The 19,789-nt window shown below is 72.3% G+C and carries 19 protein-coding genes; 14 read left to right on the top strand and 5 right to left on the bottom strand.

What is annotated here, in order from left to right:
- Positions 1-139: 139 nt before the first annotated feature.
- Both ACE1OC_RS18990 and ACE1OC_RS18985 read right to left on the bottom strand, forming a co-directional pair.
- On the bottom strand, positions 140-739 hold the full coding sequence (locus ACE1OC_RS18990) for a MarR family winged helix-turn-helix transcriptional regulator (protein ID WP_407841608.1): 600 nt from the start codon (positions 737-739) through the stop codon (positions 140-142).
- A 37-nt stretch (positions 740-776) separates the two neighbouring features.
- Positions 777-1,472 carry a DJ-1/PfpI family protein gene (locus tag ACE1OC_RS18985; protein WP_407841607.1) on the bottom strand — a complete coding sequence of 232 codons (696 nt, stop codon included), beginning with the start codon at positions 1,470-1,472 and terminating at the stop codon, positions 777-779.
- A 213-nt stretch (positions 1,473-1,685) separates the two neighbouring features.
- On the opposite strand from ACE1OC_RS18985, the gene ACE1OC_RS18980 reads away from it, so the two are divergent.
- The 4 genes from ACE1OC_RS18980 to ACE1OC_RS18965 all read left to right on the top strand — a co-directional run bounded on the left by ACE1OC_RS18980 (position 1,686) and on the right by ACE1OC_RS18965 (position 7,320).
- Entirely contained in the window at positions 1,686-3,038 is a 1,353-nt protein-coding gene (locus ACE1OC_RS18980; protein ID WP_250744902.1) for an aspartate aminotransferase family protein, read from the top strand.
- A 308-nt stretch (positions 3,039-3,346) separates the two neighbouring features.
- A complete protein-coding gene (locus ACE1OC_RS18975) occupies positions 3,347-4,027 on the top strand; it encodes a GntR family transcriptional regulator (RefSeq protein ID WP_407837994.1) in 681 nt (226 codons plus the stop codon).
- Entirely contained in the window at positions 4,024-6,549 is a 2,526-nt protein-coding gene (locus tag ACE1OC_RS18970; RefSeq protein WP_407837993.1) for a glycosyltransferase family 2 protein, read from the top strand. Before ACE1OC_RS18975 ends, ACE1OC_RS18970 begins: the two co-directional genes overlap by 4 nt.
- Positions 6,550-6,669: 120 nt before the next feature.
- Complete coding sequence (locus ACE1OC_RS18965; RefSeq protein WP_389687434.1) at positions 6,670-7,320, top strand: hypothetical protein; 651 nt, start codon at positions 6,670-6,672, stop codon at positions 7,318-7,320.
- 77 nt (positions 7,321-7,397) lie between these two features.
- Here ACE1OC_RS18965 and ACE1OC_RS18960 read toward each other — a convergent pair whose 3' ends face one another.
- Positions 7,398-8,123: an SLATT domain-containing protein gene (locus ACE1OC_RS18960; RefSeq protein ID WP_250744898.1), complete on the bottom strand. Its 726-nt coding sequence runs from the start codon at positions 8,121-8,123 to the stop codon at positions 7,398-7,400.
- 268 nt (positions 8,124-8,391) lie between these two features.
- Here ACE1OC_RS18960 and ACE1OC_RS18955 point away from each other — a divergent pair, with 268 nt between their 5' ends.
- The 7 genes from ACE1OC_RS18955 (at position 8,392) to ACE1OC_RS18925 (ending at position 14,836) form a co-directional block, all read left to right on the top strand.
- Positions 8,392-8,736, top strand: a complete 345-nt coding sequence (locus ACE1OC_RS18955; protein ID WP_250744897.1) for a YbaB/EbfC family nucleoid-associated protein — start codon at positions 8,392-8,394, stop codon at positions 8,734-8,736.
- 57 nt (positions 8,737-8,793) lie between these two features.
- Complete coding sequence (gene recR / locus ACE1OC_RS18950) at positions 8,794-9,393, top strand: recombination mediator RecR (protein ID WP_243330636.1); 600 nt, start codon at positions 8,794-8,796, stop codon at positions 9,391-9,393.
- The gene (locus ACE1OC_RS18945; protein WP_250744896.1) at positions 9,386-10,033 is read left to right on the top strand and encodes a DUF5063 domain-containing protein; all 648 of its coding nucleotides are present in this window, start codon (positions 9,386-9,388) and stop codon (positions 10,031-10,033) included. The genes recR and ACE1OC_RS18945 overlap by 8 nt, the downstream gene beginning before the upstream one ends.
- A gap of 132 nt (positions 10,034-10,165) precedes the next feature.
- On the top strand, positions 10,166-11,443 hold the full coding sequence (locus tag ACE1OC_RS18940) for an aspartate kinase (RefSeq protein ID WP_389687430.1): 1,278 nt from the start codon (positions 10,166-10,168) through the stop codon (positions 11,441-11,443).
- On the top strand, positions 11,440-12,534 hold the full coding sequence (locus ACE1OC_RS18935) for an aspartate-semialdehyde dehydrogenase (RefSeq protein WP_407837992.1): 1,095 nt from the start codon (positions 11,440-11,442) through the stop codon (positions 12,532-12,534). Before ACE1OC_RS18940 ends, ACE1OC_RS18935 begins: the two co-directional genes overlap by 4 nt.
- 365 nt (positions 12,535-12,899) lie before the next feature.
- On the top strand, positions 12,900-13,469 hold the full coding sequence (locus ACE1OC_RS18930; protein ID WP_407837991.1) for a SigE family RNA polymerase sigma factor: 570 nt from the start codon (positions 12,900-12,902) through the stop codon (positions 13,467-13,469).
- On the top strand, positions 13,466-14,836 hold the full coding sequence (locus ACE1OC_RS18925; protein WP_407837990.1) for a hypothetical protein: 1,371 nt from the start codon (positions 13,466-13,468) through the stop codon (positions 14,834-14,836). Before ACE1OC_RS18930 ends, ACE1OC_RS18925 begins: the two co-directional genes overlap by 4 nt.
- Before the next feature lie 25 nt (positions 14,837-14,861).
- Here ACE1OC_RS18925 and ACE1OC_RS18920 read toward each other — a convergent pair whose 3' ends face one another.
- Positions 14,862-15,671: an SURF1 family protein gene (locus ACE1OC_RS18920; protein WP_407837989.1), complete on the bottom strand. Its 810-nt coding sequence runs from the start codon at positions 15,669-15,671 to the stop codon at positions 14,862-14,864.
- 43 nt (positions 15,672-15,714) lie between these two features.
- Positions 15,715-17,532, bottom strand: a complete 1,818-nt coding sequence (locus tag ACE1OC_RS18915) for a prolyl oligopeptidase family serine peptidase (RefSeq protein WP_407837988.1) — start codon at positions 17,530-17,532, stop codon at positions 15,715-15,717.
- Positions 17,533-17,652: 120 nt separating this feature from the next.
- Here ACE1OC_RS18915 and ACE1OC_RS18910 point away from each other — a divergent pair, with 120 nt between their 5' ends.
- Genes ACE1OC_RS18910 through ACE1OC_RS18900 form a run of 3 tightly spaced genes read left to right on the top strand, consistent with a single transcriptional unit; the run spans position 17,653 to position 19,760 of the window.
- Positions 17,653-17,820, top strand: a complete 168-nt coding sequence (locus ACE1OC_RS18910; protein ID WP_250744890.1) for a hypothetical protein — start codon at positions 17,653-17,655, stop codon at positions 17,818-17,820.
- A 26-nt stretch (positions 17,821-17,846) separates the two neighbouring features.
- Positions 17,847-19,154: a cytosine deaminase gene (codA, locus tag ACE1OC_RS18905; RefSeq protein ID WP_407837987.1), complete on the top strand. Its 1,308-nt coding sequence runs from the start codon at positions 17,847-17,849 to the stop codon at positions 19,152-19,154.
- 6 nt (positions 19,155-19,160) lie between these two features.
- Entirely contained in the window at positions 19,161-19,760 is a 600-nt protein-coding gene (locus ACE1OC_RS18900) for an HD domain-containing protein (RefSeq protein WP_407837986.1), read from the top strand.
- Positions 19,761-19,789 lie beyond the last annotated feature (29 nt).

Here is a 19,789-nt window from a genome sequence, read left to right as displayed (position 1 = left end):
GGCTGCCGGGGGCCGGGACACAGCCGGTGCGGAGGTTCCACCGGGCATACGGGCGGGGCGTGTTGGCCGCTCCCGGCGGGGCCGGACTGGGCCGTCCCTTTCGGATCTTGCCGGGCCCGCAAGATCCGAAAGGGACGGCCTAAGCCGGGGCGTCGGGTGGGGGCGGCAGGGTGTCCAGGGCGGCCGACAGGCGTTCCAGGACGCGGACCGTTTCGGCGAAGCCGTCCTCGCCGAGGGCCTCCGCGAGCCGGGTGGCCAGGGCCGCGTGGCCCGGGCCGATCCTGGCGACGGCGGCGCGGCCCGCCTCCGTGGGGCGCAGCAGCTTCGCTCGGCGGTGGGCCGGGTTCGGGACGTACTCGGCGAGGCCCTTGGCGGCCAGCAGGTCGGCGATGCGCTGCACGCTCTGACGGGTGATGCCCATGGCCCGGGCGATCCCGGCGACGGGCAGCGGCTCGCGGAGTACGGCCCCGATCACCTGCCACCAGGCTGCGGTCAGCCCCGCCGGGCGGGCCAGCTCCTCCGATACGGAGAGGAACTGGCCGTTGAGCCGGAACACCCCGAGGGCCGTGCGGCTCAGCAGGTCCTGCCGGGCGCGGAGGGCGTCCTCCCGCGGACCCTTGGCGCGCGAGGGCACGGGGGCCGCGGCGGCCGTGGCGGCCGCGGGCGGTTCCGGCGGCGCGGAGGCAGCGGCTCCGGACGGTGCCGGGGCCGCCACGGCCGCCGCGGCCGCCGGGTCCATCGGGGAGGGCTGCCCGATGGGCCGCGGCGCGGGCTGGTTACGCATCGCTGGGCTCCCGCTCCTGCTCCGTCTCGGGCTGCGCCGCCGCCATCAGGACCGGGTACGCACTCGCGTCGGAGTCGTGGAACAGGCGGTACCAGGCGTCGAGCACGTGCGGCTCGTACACCCCGAGGCGGGCGAAGACCTCGCGCGCGAAGGCCACCGGTTCCGTGGGGCCGGCCGTGATCAGGTCCCCGTCGGTGACCGCGTCGGCCTCGACGTAGCGGTCCGTGCCCGCGTAGCCCGGCTGGCCGCCGAGGTAGAAGGGGGCCGCGCTGGTGTGCGTACGTCCGTCCAGGACTCCGGCGCGGGCCAGGCCGGCCGTGGCTCCGCAGATCGCCGCGACCGGGACGCCCGCCGCGAGGAACTCCTCGGCCTTCGCCGCGAAGGGCGCCAGCTCGTCGCCCGCGTCCCACAGTCCGGCGCCGGTCAGGATGAGGAGCGCGGATTCCTCGGGGCGCAGGTCGCCCAGGGCCAGGTCGGGCTGGATGCGGAGGCCGCCCATCGTGGTGACGGACCGGCCGGCGGCGACGCCGACCGTGCGGACCTCGTAGCCGTGCTGGGTCAGGTGCGCGGTGGTGTGGCCCGTCTCCCAGTCGGCGTAGGTGTCGTAGACCGCCACGTGGACCGTGCGCACCGCGGCGCCCGCGGACTGCGCCTCCGCGCCGGTCTCCGTCCCGGTCCGGCCCTGCATCTCCGCCTCGGTCTCCGCCTGCGTCTTCGTCTGGGTCTCGCTCATCGTGCTCGCCTCCAGTGTCGCCGTCGGCCGCTGCCTTCTACGACAGTATGCTGCCATCATGACAGCGTGCTGTCAATCGTTCCCCAGACAGACTGCCGAGACCCGCCCCCCACCCGCATACAGACCGCCGATATCCCTCCCCACCTGCACACTTCTACGGTTGCGGCCATGACCCCTCACGTCACCTCGGGCGCCTCCGTCAAGGCCGCCGACCGCGCCCACGTCTTCCACTCCTGGTCCGCCCAGGCCCTGATCGACCCGCTCGCCGTGGCCAAAGCCGAGGGGTCGCACTTCTGGGACTACGACGGCAAGCGCTACCTCGACTTCGCCTCCCAGCTGGTCAACACCAACATCGGTCACCAGCACCCCAAGGTCGTCGCCGCCATTCAGGAGCAGGCGGCCAGGCTCTGCACCCTGGCCCCCGGTTTCGCCGTGGACGTCCGCTCCGAGGCCGCACGCCTCATCGCGCAGCGGACCCCCGGCGACCTCGACAAGATCTTCTTCACCAACGGCGGCGCCGAGGCCGTGGAGAACGCCGTCCGCATGGCCCGGCTCCACACCGGCCGGCAGAAGGTGATGTCCACCTACCGCTCGTACCACGGCGCCACCGCCGCCGCGATCAACCTGACCGGCGACCCGCGCCGCTGGCCCTCCGACACGGCCGCCGCCGGCGTCGTGCACTTCTGGGGACCGTTCCTCTACCGCTCGCCCTTCCATGCGACCACCGAGGCCGAGGAGTGCGCGCGCGCCCTCACCCACCTCGCCGACACCATCGCCTTCGAGGGCCCGGCGACGATCGCCGCGATCATCCTGGAGTCGGTCCCCGGCACGGCCGGGATCATGACCCCGCCCCCCGGCTACCTGGCCGGCGTGCGCGAGCTCTGCGACCGCTACGGCATCGTCTTCATCCTCGACGAGGTCATGTCGGGCTTCGGCCGGACCGGCAAGTGGTTCGCCGCCGAGCACTTCGACGTCACCCCCGACCTGATCACCTTCGCCAAGGGCGTCAACAGCGGCTACGTCCCGCTCGGCGGCGTCGCGATCTCCGGCGCGATCGCCGAGACCTTCGCCACGCGCCCCTACCCGGGCGGGCTGACCTACTCCGGTCACCCCCTCGCCTGTGCCGCCGCCGTCGCGACGATGAACGCGATGGAGGAGGAGGGCATCGTCGAGCACTCCGCCCACCTCGGCGAGAACGTGATCGGCCCGGCCCTCGCCGAGCTCGCGGAGCGCCACCCCTCGGTCGGGGAGGTGCGCGGTCTGGGAACCTTCTGGGCCCTGGAACTCGTACGGGACAAGGAGACGCGCGAGCCGCTCGTTCCCTACAACGCCGCGGGCGCCGACAACGCGCCGATGGCCGAGTTCGCCGCGGCCTGCAAGGCGTCCGGGCTGTGGCCGTTCGTCAACATGAACCGCACCCACGTCGTCCCGCCGTGCAACATCACGGAAGCGGACGCGAAGGAGGGCCTGGCCCTGCTGGACGACGCGCTGACCGTCGCCGACCGTCACGTTTCGGCCTGACCGAGGGCGCGTCGACGCCTGACGAGGCGTGGGCGAGTCTGGCGCGCACCCCCGGGACCGAGGCAGGAGGGGAGTCCCGGACGGGCCGCGAACGGCCTCCGAACCGGCTCCGACCAGGCTTCGAGCAGTAAGGACGACCCTGCGCGGGTGCCCCGAGAGGGCCCCGCGCAGGGTCGAACGATCAAGAAGAGAAGCGTGGACCGTCCGGATAACGGGCGCTAAATCCATATAGCGGCCACCAAGCGATCGGTTTCGGCCGTGCTGCCTGGCCTAAGGTGTCCGAAGCCCACAGATGGAGACGGACCCCTATGCCAGGCAGCGGCGCTGTCACCCGCAACACACTTCGCCAGCAGATCGCGGACGCGCTGCGTGACGAGGTGCTCGCGGGGCGCCTGGCGGCCGGGAGCGAGTTCACCGTCAAACAGATCGCCGAGAAGTACGAAGTCTCAGCGACCCCCGTCCGCGAGGCCCTCGTCGATCTCTCCGCGCAGGGCCTGCTCGACTCGATCCAGCACCGCGGCTTCCGCGTCCGAGTCTTTTCCGTGGATGATTTCCGGGGCATGATCGAGGCTCGTACGTTGATCGTGGAAGGCATCTTCCGCAGGCTCGTGGAACGCGGCACCGCCCCCGGCTCCGGGGAACGGCTGGTCTCGGTGCGCCGCCGGGCGGAAGAGGCGCGGCGGGCAGCGCTGAACGGCTCGCTCGAAGTGCTGATCGGCTACGACCTGCGCTTCTGGAGGGAGCTGAGCGGGCTGGTCGGCAACATCTACATCTCCGAGTTCCTGCACCGGATCCGGGTGCAGTGCTGGGTGTTCGCCGTGCCCTACCTGAAGTCGGAGCCGGACCTGCGCGCCGGCCTGTGGGCCGGCCACAACGAACTGATGGACGCGGTGACCCGCGCGGACGCAGAGGAGGTACGACGCCTCGTGCACGCGTACAACCAGCACGGTCTCGACTGGGCCGCGGGCCTGAAGGCGGCCGGCGCGTGACCGGCGAGAGCGCCGTGGGCGCCGACCAAGGAAAGCGGGCCCCCGCCGGTACGCGCTGGCTCGGCGCCGTCGGCCTGTCCGTCGTCATCCCCGCTCCGGTCCCGGAGCACACCCTCACCGTCCTGCGCGAGCACCTCGACGCGCACTGCGGCACGGGTCCCGGCGCCTGGGAACTCATCCTGGTCGCCAACGCCAACGCCAACGCCAACGCCAACGCCAACGCCAACGCCAACGCCAACGCCAACGCCTCGACCGCCTCGACGACGGCCGCCGCCGAGGAACCCCGGATCCGGCTGATCCGCCTCGCCGACGCCGACGCCGACGGCGACGCCGACAGCCGGGACGGCAGCGGCAAGGGCGCCGCCCTCCGCGCCGGAGTGCTCGCCTCCGCCGGCGACCGGGTGCTGCTCACCGACGCCGCCCTCAGCACCCCGCTCGACGAGCTGGCCCGCCTCGAAGAACTCCTGGACCCGGGCACGCCGCAGGCGGACGACGCACCCCCCGCCGTGGTCCTCGGCCGCTCCCGGAGCCGCCTGGTCCGCACCCTCGGCATCCCCGGCATACCGGGATTCCGCGCGGACACCTGCGCCTTCGCCCTCTTCGACGGCGACCGCGCCCGCGCCGCCTTCGGTGCCTCCACCCTCGACGGACCGGCCATCGACGCCGAGGTCCTGCGCTGGGTACGCCGCCAGGGCTGGCACGTGGCAGAAGTCGAGCTCCCGGTCGGCCGAGCCGACGCCCCGCACACTCCGGCCCCGGCCCCGCGCCCCGACCGCCGCCAGGCCCTCGGCGACCTGTTCCGCCTCAACGCCGGCGGCCTCGCCGTGGCGGGCGTCTTCCTCCTGCTCTCCCTCTACGTCTTCCAGGGCCTGTGGACGGACCTCGACGGCGCCTACCTCGCGGACGCGCTCCAGGACCAGAACCAGTGGGAGTGGTTCGTCGGTGTCACCACCGACAACATCACCCACCTCCGCAACCCGCTCTTCACCCTCTCCCAGGGCATGCCCGACGGCGTGAACCTGATGGCCAACGCCACGATGCTCGGCCTGAACGTCCCGCTGATCCCGGTCACGCTGCTCTTCGGCGAGACCGTCACCTTCGCGCTGGTCCTCACGCTCGGCATGGCCGCGAGCGCCTGGACCTGGTACTGGCTGATCCGCCGCCGGTTCGTGCGCAGCCGCTGGGCGGCCGCCGCGGGCGGGGCGCTCGCGGCCTTCGCGCCGCCGATGGTCTCGCACGCCAACGGCCATCCGAACTTCGTCGTCCTCTTCATGATCCCGCTGATCGTCGACCGGGCCCTGCGCCTGTGCGAGGGCCACCGCGAAGGTCGCAGTGTGACGCGTGACGGGGTACTGCTCGGGCTCTTCGCGACGTACCAGATCTTCATCGGCGAAGAGCCGCTGCTCATCGCCGCGCTCGGCATGCTGGTCTTCTGCGTGGCCTACCTCCTCGTCGACCACCGCCGCGCCCTCGCGGCCGCGCGGCCGCTGGGCTCCGGTCTGCTCGTCGCGCTCGCCGTGTGCCTGCCGCTGGTGGCCGTACCGCTGTACTGGCAGTTCTTCGGCCCGCAGAGCTACCACTCGGTCCTGCACGGGGACAACGCCGGGAACAGCCCGCGCGCCCTGATCGAGTACGCCTCCCGCTCCCTCTTCGGCGACCCCGAGACGGCCGGCAAGCTCTCCCTGAACACCACCGAGCAGAACGCCTTCTACGGCTGGCCCCTGCTCGCCTTCGGCGTCGCCGTGTGCGTGTGGCTGTGGCGGAGCAAGGCCGTACGGGCCCTCGCGCTCACCGGCTTCGCCGCGCTCCTGCTGTCCCTCGGGCCGTGGGTGCCCGTACCCCGCACGGAGATCGTGCTGCCGGGACCCTGGCGCCTGATGATCAAGCTGCCGCTCTTCGAGTCGGTGATCGAGGGACGCGTGGCGATGGTGTGCGCGCCGATCCTGGGCATCCTGCTCGCCCTCGCGCTCGACCGGATCCTCCGGCTGCGCACCCGCGAGCTGCGCACCCTGGGCCTGCTGGGGGCGGCGGCCGCGCTGATCCCGGTCCTGCCGCTGCCGCTGACCGTACGGGACCGCGCGCCGGTGCCCGCGTTCATCACCTCCGGGGACTGGAAGGGCTACGTCAAGGACGGCGAGGCACTCGTTCCGGTACCGCTGCCGGACCCGGGCCAGGCGGACGCGCTGCACTGGCAGGTGGAGGCGGACTTCGGCTTCCGGCTGGCCGGCGGCTACTTCAACGGCCCGTGGGGCCCCGACCGGATCGGCATCTACGGGGCCACCCCGCGGCACCTCTCGAACCTCCTGCGCGACGTCCGCTACGGCGCGCAGCCGCCCGAGATCGACGCCGGCTGGCGGATGCAGGCCCGCCAGGACCTGGAGTACTGGAAGGCCGGCGCGGTCGTCCTGCCCTTCCAGGACCGGGACACCGAGCTGCGGGACCTGCTCACCGGGCTGCTGGGCCGGGATCCGGAGCAGGTGCGCGACGTGTGGGTCTGGAGGGTGGGCCCGGGGGAGCCGTAGGCGGCGATCCGGTGCGCGTCCCGCCCGGATCCGCGTCGCAAGGTTCTGCTCACCCCTTCGCTGAGCGTGTCCGGCGCACTACGCTGGCCCGATCGGCGACAACGACTGATCGGAGGCCGAGTGGCCTGTGACCTGTGGCTGGTCCCCCTTGTCGACGTGCTGTGCCACAGCCCCGACAACCCCTTCGCGGAAGAGATCGCCTCGTACGACAAGGCGCTGGGTGAGGCCGGACTGCCGTCCGTGCCGGTGTTCGCGTACATGCCGGGGCTGTCCGGGGACGTCGCCCCGGTGGCCGGTTTCGACTACGACGCCCTGCACTTCCTGCGGCGGGCGTACCTGCTCCAGATCTGCGGGCTGCCGGTGACCCCGGTGGACGAGCTGGGCGGGGACTACGAGCAACTGCTGGAGATGTTCGAGCCGACGGCCCAGCAGTCGCACTTGGTGTGGCACTACGACCACGCGGGGGCCTACGTCCCCGTGGACTTCGCGTACCCGCTGGCCAACGAGGAGCTGCTGGCCGGGGGCGGGCCGCTGGGCTCCGCGCAGGGCCTGCTGCGCGAGCTGTCCCTGGTGGCGCCCGCGATCGGGATAGACCCCCGGAACCCGCCGCTGGCCCCGGCGCCTCCGGGGCGGCCGACGTCGCTGGAGGAGCCGGCCGGGCCGATCCCGTACGACGACAGCCCCTTCGCGCGGGAGCGGCACGTGTGGCTGGGCCTGCACGCGGCGGCGACCAGGAGCCTCGGCCAGGGCTCGATGATCATCTTCAGCTGACGCGGTCCGTACCCGTACGAGCGTTCGCAGGTATGGCGTGGGGCCGGCTCCGCACGGCGGAGCCGGCCCCACCCCGTTCAGCGCGGCTGCTCCGGCGGTCTCTGGCGCGGCATGTTCGGGCGGGTGCCCGGGGGGAGCGGGAAGCGGGCCGGCGGGACGTACGCCTCCGAGCGGGATCCGCCCGCGCCCAGGGACTGCATGACCAGCGGGGCGGGGCCGGAACTGAACTCGACCATCCACTCCGCGGTCTCGGACCGCACGAGCTCGGTCACGTCCTCCGAGAAGCGGCGCAGCACGGTCAGACATCGCTCCGCGGCTTCGCTCGCGGTGCCCTCGGTCGGGCCCAGGATCTCGCGCACGTTCTCCGTGGCCCAGTCGAACTGCAGGGTCTGCAGTCGCCGCTGCACGGCCTGCGCCGTCGCCACGTCCCGCATCCAGCCCGAGGTCAGGCCGAAGAACCGGTCGCAGGCCAGGCAGGCCGCGCCCAGGAGCAGTGCGAGATAGCCGTACGAGGCCGCTCCGGGCACCGAGCCGGTCAGCTCCAGCAGCGGCATCGAGGCGCCCGTGACCGCTCCGGCGGCGGCCCCGATCCGCAGGATCCGGGCCCCGCGGCGCTTCCACGCCCGGTCCGACAGGTACCACTCGGCGGTGCGCAGCGCGTCGGCCTCGACCCGTCGGTAGAGCTCGTCGAGCCGCTCCGCGGGCTCGCCCCAGTCCCCGAGAGGGAACGGCCGGCCGGTAAGGTCGCCGTCCTCAGCGGGATCCCGGGGTGGCCCCTCGGGCTGCATCTCCGGCTGACTCACCCGGGCACTCCCTCTGCCTGCGCTGAACGTGTGGTGGTGCGCGTGTGCGCAATGGTGCGCATGCTCTTCCTACCTTCGAATGAGACGCGATGGGCAACGATTCCCGGGATTTCCGCCCGCAAGGGGGGCGTCATCAGGTACGCGCACGCCTCGTCTCTCACTCGAAAGAGTTGGTCCTCACGGCGTAGGGCGCGGCGCCCGGGGAGCACGTAGGCTCGGATTGACCAAGCCGCCGGCGCTTGGCCCGACGCTACGGAGTGAGTGACCTGTGATTCCCGGTGGTGGCATGCCCGACATGCAGCAGCTGCTCCAGCAGGCCCAGAAGATGCAGCAGGACCTCGCCGTGGCGCAGGACGAGCTGGCGCGCACCGAGGTCGAGGGTCAGGCCGGCGGCGGCCTGGTGAAGGCGACCGTCACCGGTTCCGGTGAACTGCGTGCGCTGGTGATCGACCCGAAGGCCGTGGACCCCGAGGACACCGAGACGCTCGCTGACCTGGTGGTCGCGGCGGTCCAGGCGGCCAACGAGAATGCGCAGGCGCTCCAGCAGCAGAAGCTGGGCCCGCTGGCGCAGGGGCTGGGCGGCGGCAGCGGTATCCCCGGCCTTCCGTTCTAGTCCCTTCCCGAGCCTCCCCGGCTCGGTACCCCTCCCGTACCGAAAGAAGGCAGTCCGTTGTACGAAGGCGTGGTCCAGGACCTGATCGACGAACTGGGCAGGCTGCCCGGCGTCGGGCCCAAGAGCGCGCAGCGGATCGCCTTCCACATCCTGCAGGCCGAGCCCACCGACGTCCGCCGCCTCGCGCACGCGCTGCTCGAGGTCAAGGACAAGGTCCGGTTCTGCGCGGTGTGCGGGAACGTGGCGCAGGAGGAGCGGTGCAACATCTGCCGCGATCCGCGCCGCGACCTGACGGTCATCTGTGTGGTCGAGGAGTCGAAGGACGTCGTCGCGATCGAGCGGACGCGCGAGTTCCGGGGCCGGTACCACGTCCTCGGCGGCGCGATCAGCCCGATCGAGGGCGTCGGCCCGGACGATCTGCGCATCCGGGAGCTGCTGGCGCGGCTCGCGGACGGCTCGGTCACCGAGCTGATCATCGCGACCGACCCGAATCTGGAAGGCGAGGCGACCGCCACCTACCTCGCCCGCATGATGAAGCCCATGGGCCTGAAGGTCACCCGCCTGGCCAGCGGGCTCCCCGTCGGGGGAGATCTGGAGTACGCGGACGAGGTCACGCTCGGGCGGGCCTTTGAAGGAAGGCGACTTCTCGATGTCTGACGCAACGCTGCACGCCCTGGGACTGGATCCGGACGATTTCGCGGCTTCGATCGCGGACCAGATCGAGTCCTTCATCGTCGCGGTCACCGAGGTGGCCAAGGGCGAGGACCCGGACAGCGCCGTGCCCTTCCTCCTCCTGGAGGTGTCCCAGCTGCTGCTGGCGGGCGGCCGGCTAGGCGCGTACCAGGACGTCCTGCCCGACGAGCGCTACGAGCCCGACCTGGGCCCGGAGCCGGACGTGGACGACCTGCGCGAGCGGTTCGCCGTGATGCTGGAGCCGGTCGACGTCTACTCGGAGGTCTTCGACCCCTACGAGCCGCGCAAGGCCCCGGTCCCGCACCGGATCTCCGACGACCTGGCCGACGTGGTCGCCGACCTGCGGCACGGGCTCATCCACCACCAGGCGGGCCGGGTCACCGAGGCGCTGTGGTGGTGGCAGTTCTCGTACTTCACCAACTGGGGCCCCACGGCGTCGGCCACGCTGCGCGCCCTCCAGTCGCTGATCGCGCACGTCCGCCTCGACCAGCCGCTGGCCGCGCTGGACGGGCTGGACACGGACGAGGACCTCGCCGAGGACGAACTCGCGGAGCAGGCCGGACAGGTCATGGCCGAGGAGCTCGGCGGACTCGGCCGACGGTGACGTTCACGAAACCCCACCGGCGGGGGAACCCGTCCACTGATCCTTTCGTCTCATGATGTGGTACGAGGCGGTCGTATTGCGGCCGCTCGTTAGACTGCACCAGCAATGAGACGGACTGAGCGAGGAGCGCACGTGGGCCTTGTCGTGCAGAAGTACGGAGGCTCCTCCGTAGCCGATGCCGAAGGCATCAAGCGTGTTGCCAAGCGGATCGTGGATGCCAAGAAGAACGGCCACCAAGTGGTCGTCGTGGTTTCCGCGATGGGCGACACGACGGACGAGCTGATCGATCTCGCCGAGCAGGTGTCCCCGATGCCTGCCGGGCGCGAATTCGACATGCTGCTGACCGCCGGAGAGCGGATCTCCATGGCCCTGCTGGCCATGGCGATCAAAAACCTGGGCCACGAGGCCCAGTCGTTCACCGGTAGCCAGGCAGGCGTCATCACCGACTCGGTCCACAACAAAGCGCGCATCATCGATGTCACGCCGGGCCGAATCCGCACCGCGCTGGACGAGGGCAACATCGCCATCGTCGCCGGCTTCCAGGGCGTGTCGGCGGACAGCAAGGACATCACCACCCTCGGCCGGGGCGGCTCGGACACGACCGCCGTCGCGCTCGCCGCGGCGCTGGACGCCGAGGTCTGCGAGATCTACACCGACGTCGACGGCGTCTTCACCGCGGACCCCCGCGTCGTGAAGAAGGCCAAGAAGATCGACTGGATCAACTCCGAGGACATGCTGGAGCTCGCGGCCTCCGGCTCCAAGGTGCTGCTGCACCGCTGCGTCGAGTACGCGCGCCGCTACAACATCCCGATCCACGTCCGCTCGTCCTTCTCGGGACTGCCGGGCACCTGGGTCAGCAACGAGAATCCGCAAGGGGACGAGCCGGTGGAGCACGCCATCATCTCCGGAGTCGCTCATGACGTCTCCGAAGCCAAGATCACGGTCGTCGGCGTCCCGGACAAGCCGGGTGAGGCCGCGGCCATCTTCCGCGCCATCGCGGACGCCGAGATCAACATCGACATGATCGTGCAGAACGTGTCCGCCGCCTCCACGGGCCTGACGGACATCTCCTTCACCCTCCCCAAGGCCGAGGGCCACAAGGCCATCGACGCCCTGGAGAAGGCGAAGGGCACGATCGGCTTCGAGTCCCTGCGCTACGACGACCAGATCGGCAAGATCTCCCTGGTCGGCGCGGGCATGAAGACCAACCCGGGCGTCACCGCCTCGTTCTTCCAGGCGCTGTCCGACGCGGGCGTCAACATCGAGCTGATCTCCACCTCGGAGATCCGCATCTCGGTCGTGACCCGCCAGGACGACGTCAACGAGGCCGTCCGCGCCGTGCACACGGCCTTCGGGCTCGACTCCGACAGCGGCGACGAAGCCGTCGTCTACGGAGGCACGGGACGTTGAGCACGGGCGGCGCCCGGTCTGCCCCGGCTCCGGCACTCGCCGTGGTCGGGGCGACCGGAGCCGTCGGCTCCGTCCTGCTCCAGATGTTGTCCCAGCGGGCCGACGTCTGGGGCGACGTACGCCTGATCGCCTCCTCGCGCTCGGCCGGCCGCAGGCTGACCGTGCGCGGTACGGAGGCCGAGGTGCTCGCACTCACCGAAGACGCCTTCGACGGCCTCGGGGTGGGCGACATCGCGCTCTTCCTGACCCCGGCCGAGGTGTCCGCCCGGTGGGCTCCCGTCGTCACCGCGCGCGGAGCCGTCGTGGTGGACCAGTCCTCGGCCTTCCGCGAGGACCCCGACGTACCGATGGTGCTGCCCGAGGTGAACGGGCACGCGGCCCGGCTCCGGCCGCGCGGGATCGTCTCCGGGCCCGACTGCGTGACCGCGGCGATGATCGCGGCCCTGGGCGCGCTGCACGCCGAATACGCGCTGGCCGAGCTGGCCGTCTCCACGTACCAGGCCGCGAGCGCGGCCGGCCGGGCCGGCTCGGAGGCGCTGCGCCGCCAGCTGTCCCTCGTCGCCGGCACCTCCCTCGGGGAGCATCCCGGGGACGTGCGCCGGGCCGTGGGCGAGGACACCGGGCCCTTCGCGGGTCCGCTCGCGCTCAACGTGGTGCCGTGGTCCGGTGAGCTCCGCGAGGACGGCTGGTCCTCGCACGAGCTGGCCGTACGGGCGCAAGTGCGCCGGATCCTGGACCTGGCGGAGCTGCCGGTGTCCGTGACCTGCGTACAGGTACCCGTGCTGACCGGGCACTCGCTGACCGTACGGGCCCGGTTCGAGGGCGCCGTCGAGGCGGTGCGCGCCCGGGAGATCCTGGAATCGGCGCCGGGGGTGGTCCTCGTGGACGACCCGGCCGCGGGGGAGTTCCCGACCCCGTCGGACGCCGCGGGAACGGATCCGGCCTGGGTGGGACGGCTGCGGCGCTCGCTCGACGACCCGCGGTCGCTGGAGTTCTTCGTCTGCGCGGACAACCTCCGTCAGGGTGCTGCGCTCAATGCCACACAAACTGCGGAGCTCATCGCGGCTGATTTTGGCTCCTTCACTTTGTAGGATCATCGTTAATCCCTTGATCGAGTGGATGGCCCGACGCTGCCGTCGTACGACGCTGCGCGTCCGGGTGAGCGGCTACGCAAGAAGACGATGAGAATCCCGCCGATGAATCTGCCGTGCGCGTACAACCTTCACGGGGGGATGCGAGTCCAACTGGCGTGGCAGAAGCATTGCTCGAACTCCCCGTCGTACCGGCGCGCACCGGGACGATCCCGATCCCGTCGCGCCGGCGCTCACGCACGCCCGGTGGGTTCCCGGTGATCGTTCCCGTTCCGCCCGCCGATACGGCGTCCGGAGCCCCCCTGCTGCCAGGGGTGCCCGCTGCGCCCGCCGTCCGTCCGTCCGGACCGGCCGAGGACGGCCGTGTGCCCGGACCGCGCAGCAGCGCGGAGGGCACCGCAAGCACGCACGAGGTGGCCGAGGTCGTCGAGGTGATCGCGGGTACCACCGTCGACTACCTCACGGAGACCTACCAGGCCCACTACCGCTCGCTGCTGGGCCTCGCCGCGCTGCTCCTCGACGACACCGCCTCCTGCGAGGACGTCGTCCAGGAGGCCTTCATCCGCGTCCACTCGGCCCGCAACAGGGTCCGGGACCGGGACAAGACCCTGGCCTACCTGCGCCAGACCGTCGTCAACCTTTCGCGCTCCACCCTGCGCCGCCGCATCCTCGGCCTGAAGCTTCTGTCGAAGCCGATGCCGGACATGGCGAGCGCCGAGGAAGGCGCGTACGACCTGCTGGAACGGGACGATCTCATCAAAGCGATGCGCGGGCTCCAGCGACGCCAGCGCGAAGTGCTGTCGCTGCGCTACTTCTCTGACATGACGGAAGCTCAGGTCGCCGAGACCCTCGGCATATCGCTCGGGTCGGTCAAGGCGTACGGATCGCGGGGCATTGCCGCGCTGCGGGTGGCGATGGAGGCTGCGCAGTCATGAGTGAGGACCGGAAGAAGAACGAGGCCCAGGCCCAGGACCAGGCCCGGGAGCTGCCCGGCCTGTCCGGCGCGTCCGCCTCCGGCGGCCCGGAGGCCCTGCGGGCGCTCGTGCTCGGCAAGGCGAGCACGCCGGACACGGCGAGCGCTGCTGAGGCTCCCGAGACGGCTGAGGCTCAGGACACGGCTGAGGCCCCCGACACGGCGGAGGCCGCCGGTTCCGAGCAGGCCGGCGCCGAGGAGTCCGCTGCCGAACCCGTCGTCGCCGAGCCCGCCGTCCCCAAGCTCGCCCTCGTCAAGCCCGCCGTCGTCGAGCCCGCCGCCTCCGCGCCCGTGGCCGAGGAGGACGTGCTGCGCGATCTGCTGCACGGAGTCGTCGGCGGGATCGAACCCTCCGGCAACGCGCTGGAGCGGCTGCGGTACGCGGTCCCCGCGCGCCGGGTCCGCAACCGGCGGATCCTCGTCGCCGCCGCTGCGGCCGTCGTGGTGCTGGGCGGAGGGATCCCGGTGAGCCTGCTCCTGGCCTCCGGGACGGGCGGAAGCTCCGACCGTTCCACCATGGCGGGCCACGGCCAGAAGGGCGGGGACTCGAAGGACGGGTCCGGCCTGCACCAGAACGGCTCCGGCTCCCGTCCGAAGCCCAAGAAGACCTCCGGCAAGGACAAGGACAAGGACGGCAAGGACAAGACGGACGACGGGGACGCCAGTACCCTGCCGCCCCTGCCCGACGGCGGCTACCCGAGCATCGGCGGGCCGAACGTCACCCCGCCCCGCGCCCCCTCGCCCATCCCCGGCACCACCGGCTCCGTCGGCGGCGGTCTGCCGCCCGCCTCCGTGGTCGTGCCCAACTGCGCCCAGAGCCAGATCTCCGTGGCGGGCAGTACCCGGGCCCCGTCGTCCGGCGGCAAGGTCGCCGGCAGCTTCAAGGTCACCAACGTGTCGTCGAGCAGCTGTACCGTCCGCGGCCCGGAGTCGCTGGTGGCGGGCCCGGCGTACCAGGGCGGTGCCCCGGTGACGGTCGTCAACCACGTCACGGGCGATGCGGCGACCGGGCTGCTGCCCGACCCGTCGGTGGAGACCCTGCGGCTGGTGCTCGCGCCGAACGCGCAGTACGAGGTCCGGTTCGCGTGGGTGCCGCCGGAGGGCGGCTGCCCCAGCGCGAACGGCGGCGGGGGCAACCCGCCCGAGGGTGGCTCCGGGGACACCTCGGGGACCGACACGGGCCAGGGGCAGGCGGCGCTCCCGCCGCTCGGTGCCCTGGTGGCCCACACGCCCAATCCGGACGGTCCCGACGGCCCGACGACGCAGCTGACCATCGCGGATGCGTGCGGCGGAACCGTCTACCGGACGGGCGTCATCCCGCTCAAGTAGACCCGGACGGACAGACGGACGGACGTTACGCGGAGCCGGCCCCGGCAGGGGCGGGCTCCGCCGGGTCCTGCTCCGCCGGGGTCTCGGTGAGGAGGCCCGCCTCCGTGTCGCGCAGGGTCTCCACCTCGCGCCGGTACAGCCGGAACCACATGAAGAGCACGAACGCGGCGAAGACGAACCACTCGCCGGTGTAGCCGAGGTTCTGGAAGGCCTTCAGATCCAGCCCGGTGTTGGCCGGAGCCCGCGCCGGCACCGGAGTCATCCCGTCGGCGGGCGTCTGCACGGTCAGCCAGGCGTCGTACAGGCCGTACGGCACGATGTTGACGAGCGAGGCGGCCCCGATCACGCCGAGCTGCCCGGCCGGCAGCCCGCCCGCGGAGTACACGCCCTTGCTGGTGGAGTTCTCCGAGGCCTGGAGCGCCCCCGTCACCTCGACCCGCCCGGTCGGCGGGGCCGGGGCCCGGCCCGCGTCGGCGGCTCCGGGCAGCCAGCCCCGGACCACGGGCACGGCCTTGCCGGTGTCGGTCTTGAGCAGGGTCAGGACGTAGAAGCCGGACTTCCCGTCGAGCCGCCGCTCGGGGACGAGCAGCTGGTCGGCGTACTCCCCGGAGACCGAGGCGAGCCGTCCGGACGTGCGCTTGTCCACCGGGAGCAGCGAGTCCAGCGGCGCGGCCCCCTGTTCGGCGGGGCGTGCGCTGGTCGCCTCCTTGTGGGTGTCGACGCGGTCCTCGAACCGGCCGAGCTGCCAGGTCCCCATGAACAGGCAGAAGGGAACGCCGAGCGCGACGAAGACGTTGATCCCCCACCAGCGCGGGGTCAGGAGAAACCGGTGCACCCCACCACCGTACGGGGGGCGCACGGGATCGCCGTTGCCGGGGCTAGCGCGGCAGGTGCTTCAGCGCGAAGTCGATCTCCATCCGGACCTGCTTGATCCGCTCCTCCACGACGAGCGAGCCGTGCCCGGCGTCGTAGCGGTACACCTCGTGCTCCGCCCCGCGCGCCGCCAGCCGGTCCACGTAGTTCTCGATCTGCTTGATGGGGCAGCGCGGGTCGTTGAGCCCCGCCGCGATGTGCACGGGCGCCTTCACCGCGTCCACGTACGTCAGCGGCGAGGAGGCCTCGAAGCGTTCCGGGACCTCCTCCGGGGTACCGCCGAAGAGGGTGCGGTCCAGAGACTTCAGCGCCTCCATCTCGTCGTGGTACGCCGTCACGTAGTCGGCGACCGGTACGGCCGCCAGCCCCACCGCCCAGGCGTCCGGGTGCATGCCGAGGCCCAGCAGCGTCAGGTAGCCGCCCCAGGAGCCGCCGGACAGCACCAGGCGCGCCGGGTCCGCGAGGCCGGAGCCCACCGCCCATTCCCGTACGGCTTCGACGTCCTCCAGCTCGATCAGCCCGACCCGGTGCTTGAGGGCGTCGGTCCACTCGCGTCCGTAGCCGGTCGAACCGCGGTAGTTGACCCGGACGACCGCGAAACCGTGGTCGAGCCAGGCCGCCGGGGTCGCGGCGAAGGCGTCGCTGTCGTGCCAGGTGGGGCCGCCGTGGATCTCGAAGACGGTGGGGAAGGGCCCCTCGCCGTGGCCGACGGGCCGCTGGGCGAGGGCGTGGATCCGCCCGCCGGGGCCCTCGACCCACACGTCCTCGACCGGCACGGAGCCGGGCGGCCGGAAACCGGGAGGGTCGAGCACGACCCCGCCCGCGGTCGACCGGATGACGGAGGGCTCGGCCGCGGAGGACCACTGGTACTCCACCGACCCGTCGGGCCGCGCCGTCGCACCCGACACCGTGCCCGGCGGCGTGTCCAGCCGTACGAGCTCCCGTGCGGCCAGGTCGTAGCGGAAGAGCTCGCTGCGCGCCTCGTAGCCGTGCTCGATCAGCAGCGCGGACCCGTCGGGGTACCACTCGGCGCCGACGTCGCCCGGGAGGTCGACGGCCAGCCCCTCCTCGGTGCCCGCTGCCACGTCCCACACCATCGGCTCCCACCGGCCGCGCCGCTGGTGGCCGACCAGCAGCCGGGTGTCTCCCGCGACGGGCGCGAAGCCGAGCACCATGAGGCCCAGCTCCTCGGTGCCGCCCTCGGAGTCGTCCAGCTCGGCGACCGTTTCGCCGTCCAGGGTGATCACCCGCAGGGCCGAGTGCATCGCGTCGCCGTGCTCGGTGTGCTCGACGGCGAGCAGGGTCCCGTCCCGGGACAGGTCGCCGACGCCGGCCGACTCGCGGTGCCGGTAGACGACGGCCGGCTGCGTCCCGTCGGGCCGGACCACGTGGATCGTGGTCCCGTCCTCGTCGGTGGAGCGCCCCACGACGGCCGTCCCGTCCCGCCCGATGGCCAGCCCGGCGGGGTAGGAGGCCTCCAGCCCGGGGGTGGCCGGCTCGTCGGGGCCGCCCGCGAAGGGCTGGCGGACCCAGGTGCCGAACTCGTCGCCGTCGGTGTCGGAGAACCACCAGACCCACTCGCCGTCGGGGGAGAGGGTGCCGTCGGTGGTCCCGTTGGGCCGGTCGGTGGCCTGCCGCTGGACGCCGGTGGCGCGGTCCCAGGCGTAGAGCTCGTAGGTCCCGGTGGCGTTGGAGACGAAGAGCGAGCGGTCGGGTGCGTCCTCGGCCCATTCGGGCAGTCCCACGCGCGGGGCCCGGAAGCGCTTCTCCCAGTCGGGCACGGGGTCGGTGGTGGCGGTGGTGTCGGCGCTGGCGTCAGTCATGCACCCCATGTAACCGGATCGGCCGCGGCCCGTCCCCCGAGATGCCGACGGGGCCGAACGGGCGCAGGGTGGTGTGCGTACGCGGTCCCGCGTACGAGGCTGCGCGGAGGAGTGGCGGTCATGGCGAAGAAGGCGCACAAGGGGCAGCACGCCCACCAGGACTCCGAGCGTGCGATGGCGAAGAACACCGCGGCCGAGGCGCGCGCGAAGGCCGCCGTCCGCGATGTGCAGTCGGTGGCCGCGAAGACCCGGGGCATGCAGCAGAAGGCTCAGGCCAAGCGGGGTTGAGCCGGGTCGAGCCGTAGGCTGACGCGATGCGGATGATCGTCCGGGGCGCCCGGCTGCTGCACGGCGAAGGCCTGCACGACGTCGAGGTCGCGGAGGACGGGCGGATCGCGCGCGTGCTCCCGTACGACGACCAGAAGGAGCCTCCGGCGACGGGGGTGCTGATCGAGGCGCACGGCGGGCTGCTCAGCGCGCCCTTCGTCGAGCCGCACATCCACCTCGACACGGCCCTGACGGCCGGAGACCCGCGCCCCAACGTCTCCGGGACCCTCTGGGAGGGCATCGCCTGCTGGAGCGAGCGCAAGAAGACCCTGACCCGCGAGGACGTGATCGCGCGGGCCACCGAGGTGCTCCGCTGGCAGGCGGCGCAGGGCGTCCTGCACGTGCGCACCCACTGCGATGTCACCGACCCGGCGCTGACGGCGCTCGACGCGCTGCTGGAGGTGCGCGACCGGGTCCGGGACGTGATGACCCTGCAGATCGTCGCCTTCCCGCAGGAGGGCATCGTGTCCTTCCCCGGCGGCGAGAAGCTGCTGCGCGAGGCCGTCCGGCGCGGGGCCGACGTGGTCGGAGCGATCCCGCACTTCGAGGACACCCGGGAGGACGGGGTGGCCTCGCTGGCCGTCGCCTTCCGGCTCGCCGAGGAGCAGGGACTGCGGGTGGACGCGCACTGCGACGAGATCGACGACGAGCAGTCCCGTTTCGTGGAGGTACTGGCCGCGCACGCCCTGCGCTCGGGGCTGCGCGGGCACGTGACCGCCTCGCACACGACGGCGATGGGCTCCTACGGCGGCGCGTACAGCTTCAAACTCCAGCGCCTGCTGTCGCGCTCCGGGATCAACCTCGTCTCGAACCCCTTCGCCAACCTGAACCTCCAGGGCCGCTTCGACACGTACCCGAAGCGCCGCGGCCTCACCCAGGTCAAGGAGATGCTGGCGGCGGGGGTGAACGTGGCCTTCGGCCACGACGACGTGATGGACCCCTGGAACGCGCTCGGCACCGGCAACCCGCTGCAGACCGCCCTCGTCGGGATCTACGCCGCCCAGCTCACGGGAGCGGACGAGATCCCGGTGGCCTTCGAGATGGTGACCGAGCGCGCGGCGCGCGTCCTCGGCCTCTCGCCCTCGGAGTACGGGGTCCGCCAGGGCAACCCGGCCTCCTTCGTGCTGCTGCCGGCCGAATCGCCCACCGAGGCGGTCCGCCGCCAGGTCCGCCCCCGCTACGTCGTCTCGCGCGGCACCGTGCTCGCCGAGACCCCGGCGGCTCCGCCCCGGCTGCTGGCCTGGCCGGGGGAGGAGGGGCCCTCGGAGGTGGACTTCCGCCCCCGCCTACGCTGACCTGCCATGAGCTTCGTGACATGGACCCTTGACACTCCGTCGGCCCGCGCGGCACTGGAGATCGCCTCCGAATACACGGACGCGGCACTGCTGAACCACTCCGTCCGGTCGTACGCCTTCGGGGCCGAGTACGCGGACCGGCACGGGCTCTCGTACGACCGCGAACTGTTCTACGTCAGCGCGCTGGTGCACGATCTCGGGCTGACCGCGCCCTTCGACAGCCACACCCTGCCCTTCGAGGAGGCGGGCGGCCACGTCGCACGCGTGCTGACGGCGGGGCTGGGCTGGCCGGTGGCCCGGCGGGCGCGGGCCGAGGAGATCATCGTGCGGCACATGCGCGAGGACGTCACGGCCGCCGAGGACGTGGAGAGCCACCTGCTCCAGATCGGTACGACCGCGGACGTCTCCGGGGTCGGCGTCGGCGACGCCGACCCCGTCTTCACGGCCGCGCTGCTCACGGAGTACCCGCGCCTCGGCTTCGGCGACGCCTTCTTCGCGCTGGTCAGCGACCAGGCCGCGCGCAAGCCGCAGTGCGCGGCGGCGGCCTACGTGGCGAGCGGCGCGAAGGAGCGCATCGCGGCGAACCCGCTCGACCGGCGGGGCTAGGCCGTCGATCGGGTCGATCCGGTAGATCA

It is taken from the genome of Streptomyces stoeckheimensis (genome assembly GCF_045822005.1).
Taxonomy (GTDB): domain Bacteria; phylum Actinomycetota; class Actinomycetes; order Streptomycetales; family Streptomycetaceae; genus Streptomyces; species Streptomyces stoeckheimensis.
The sequence above is the reverse complement of the archived record's forward strand: the minus strand, read 5'-3'. Positions and strand labels throughout refer to the sequence as shown.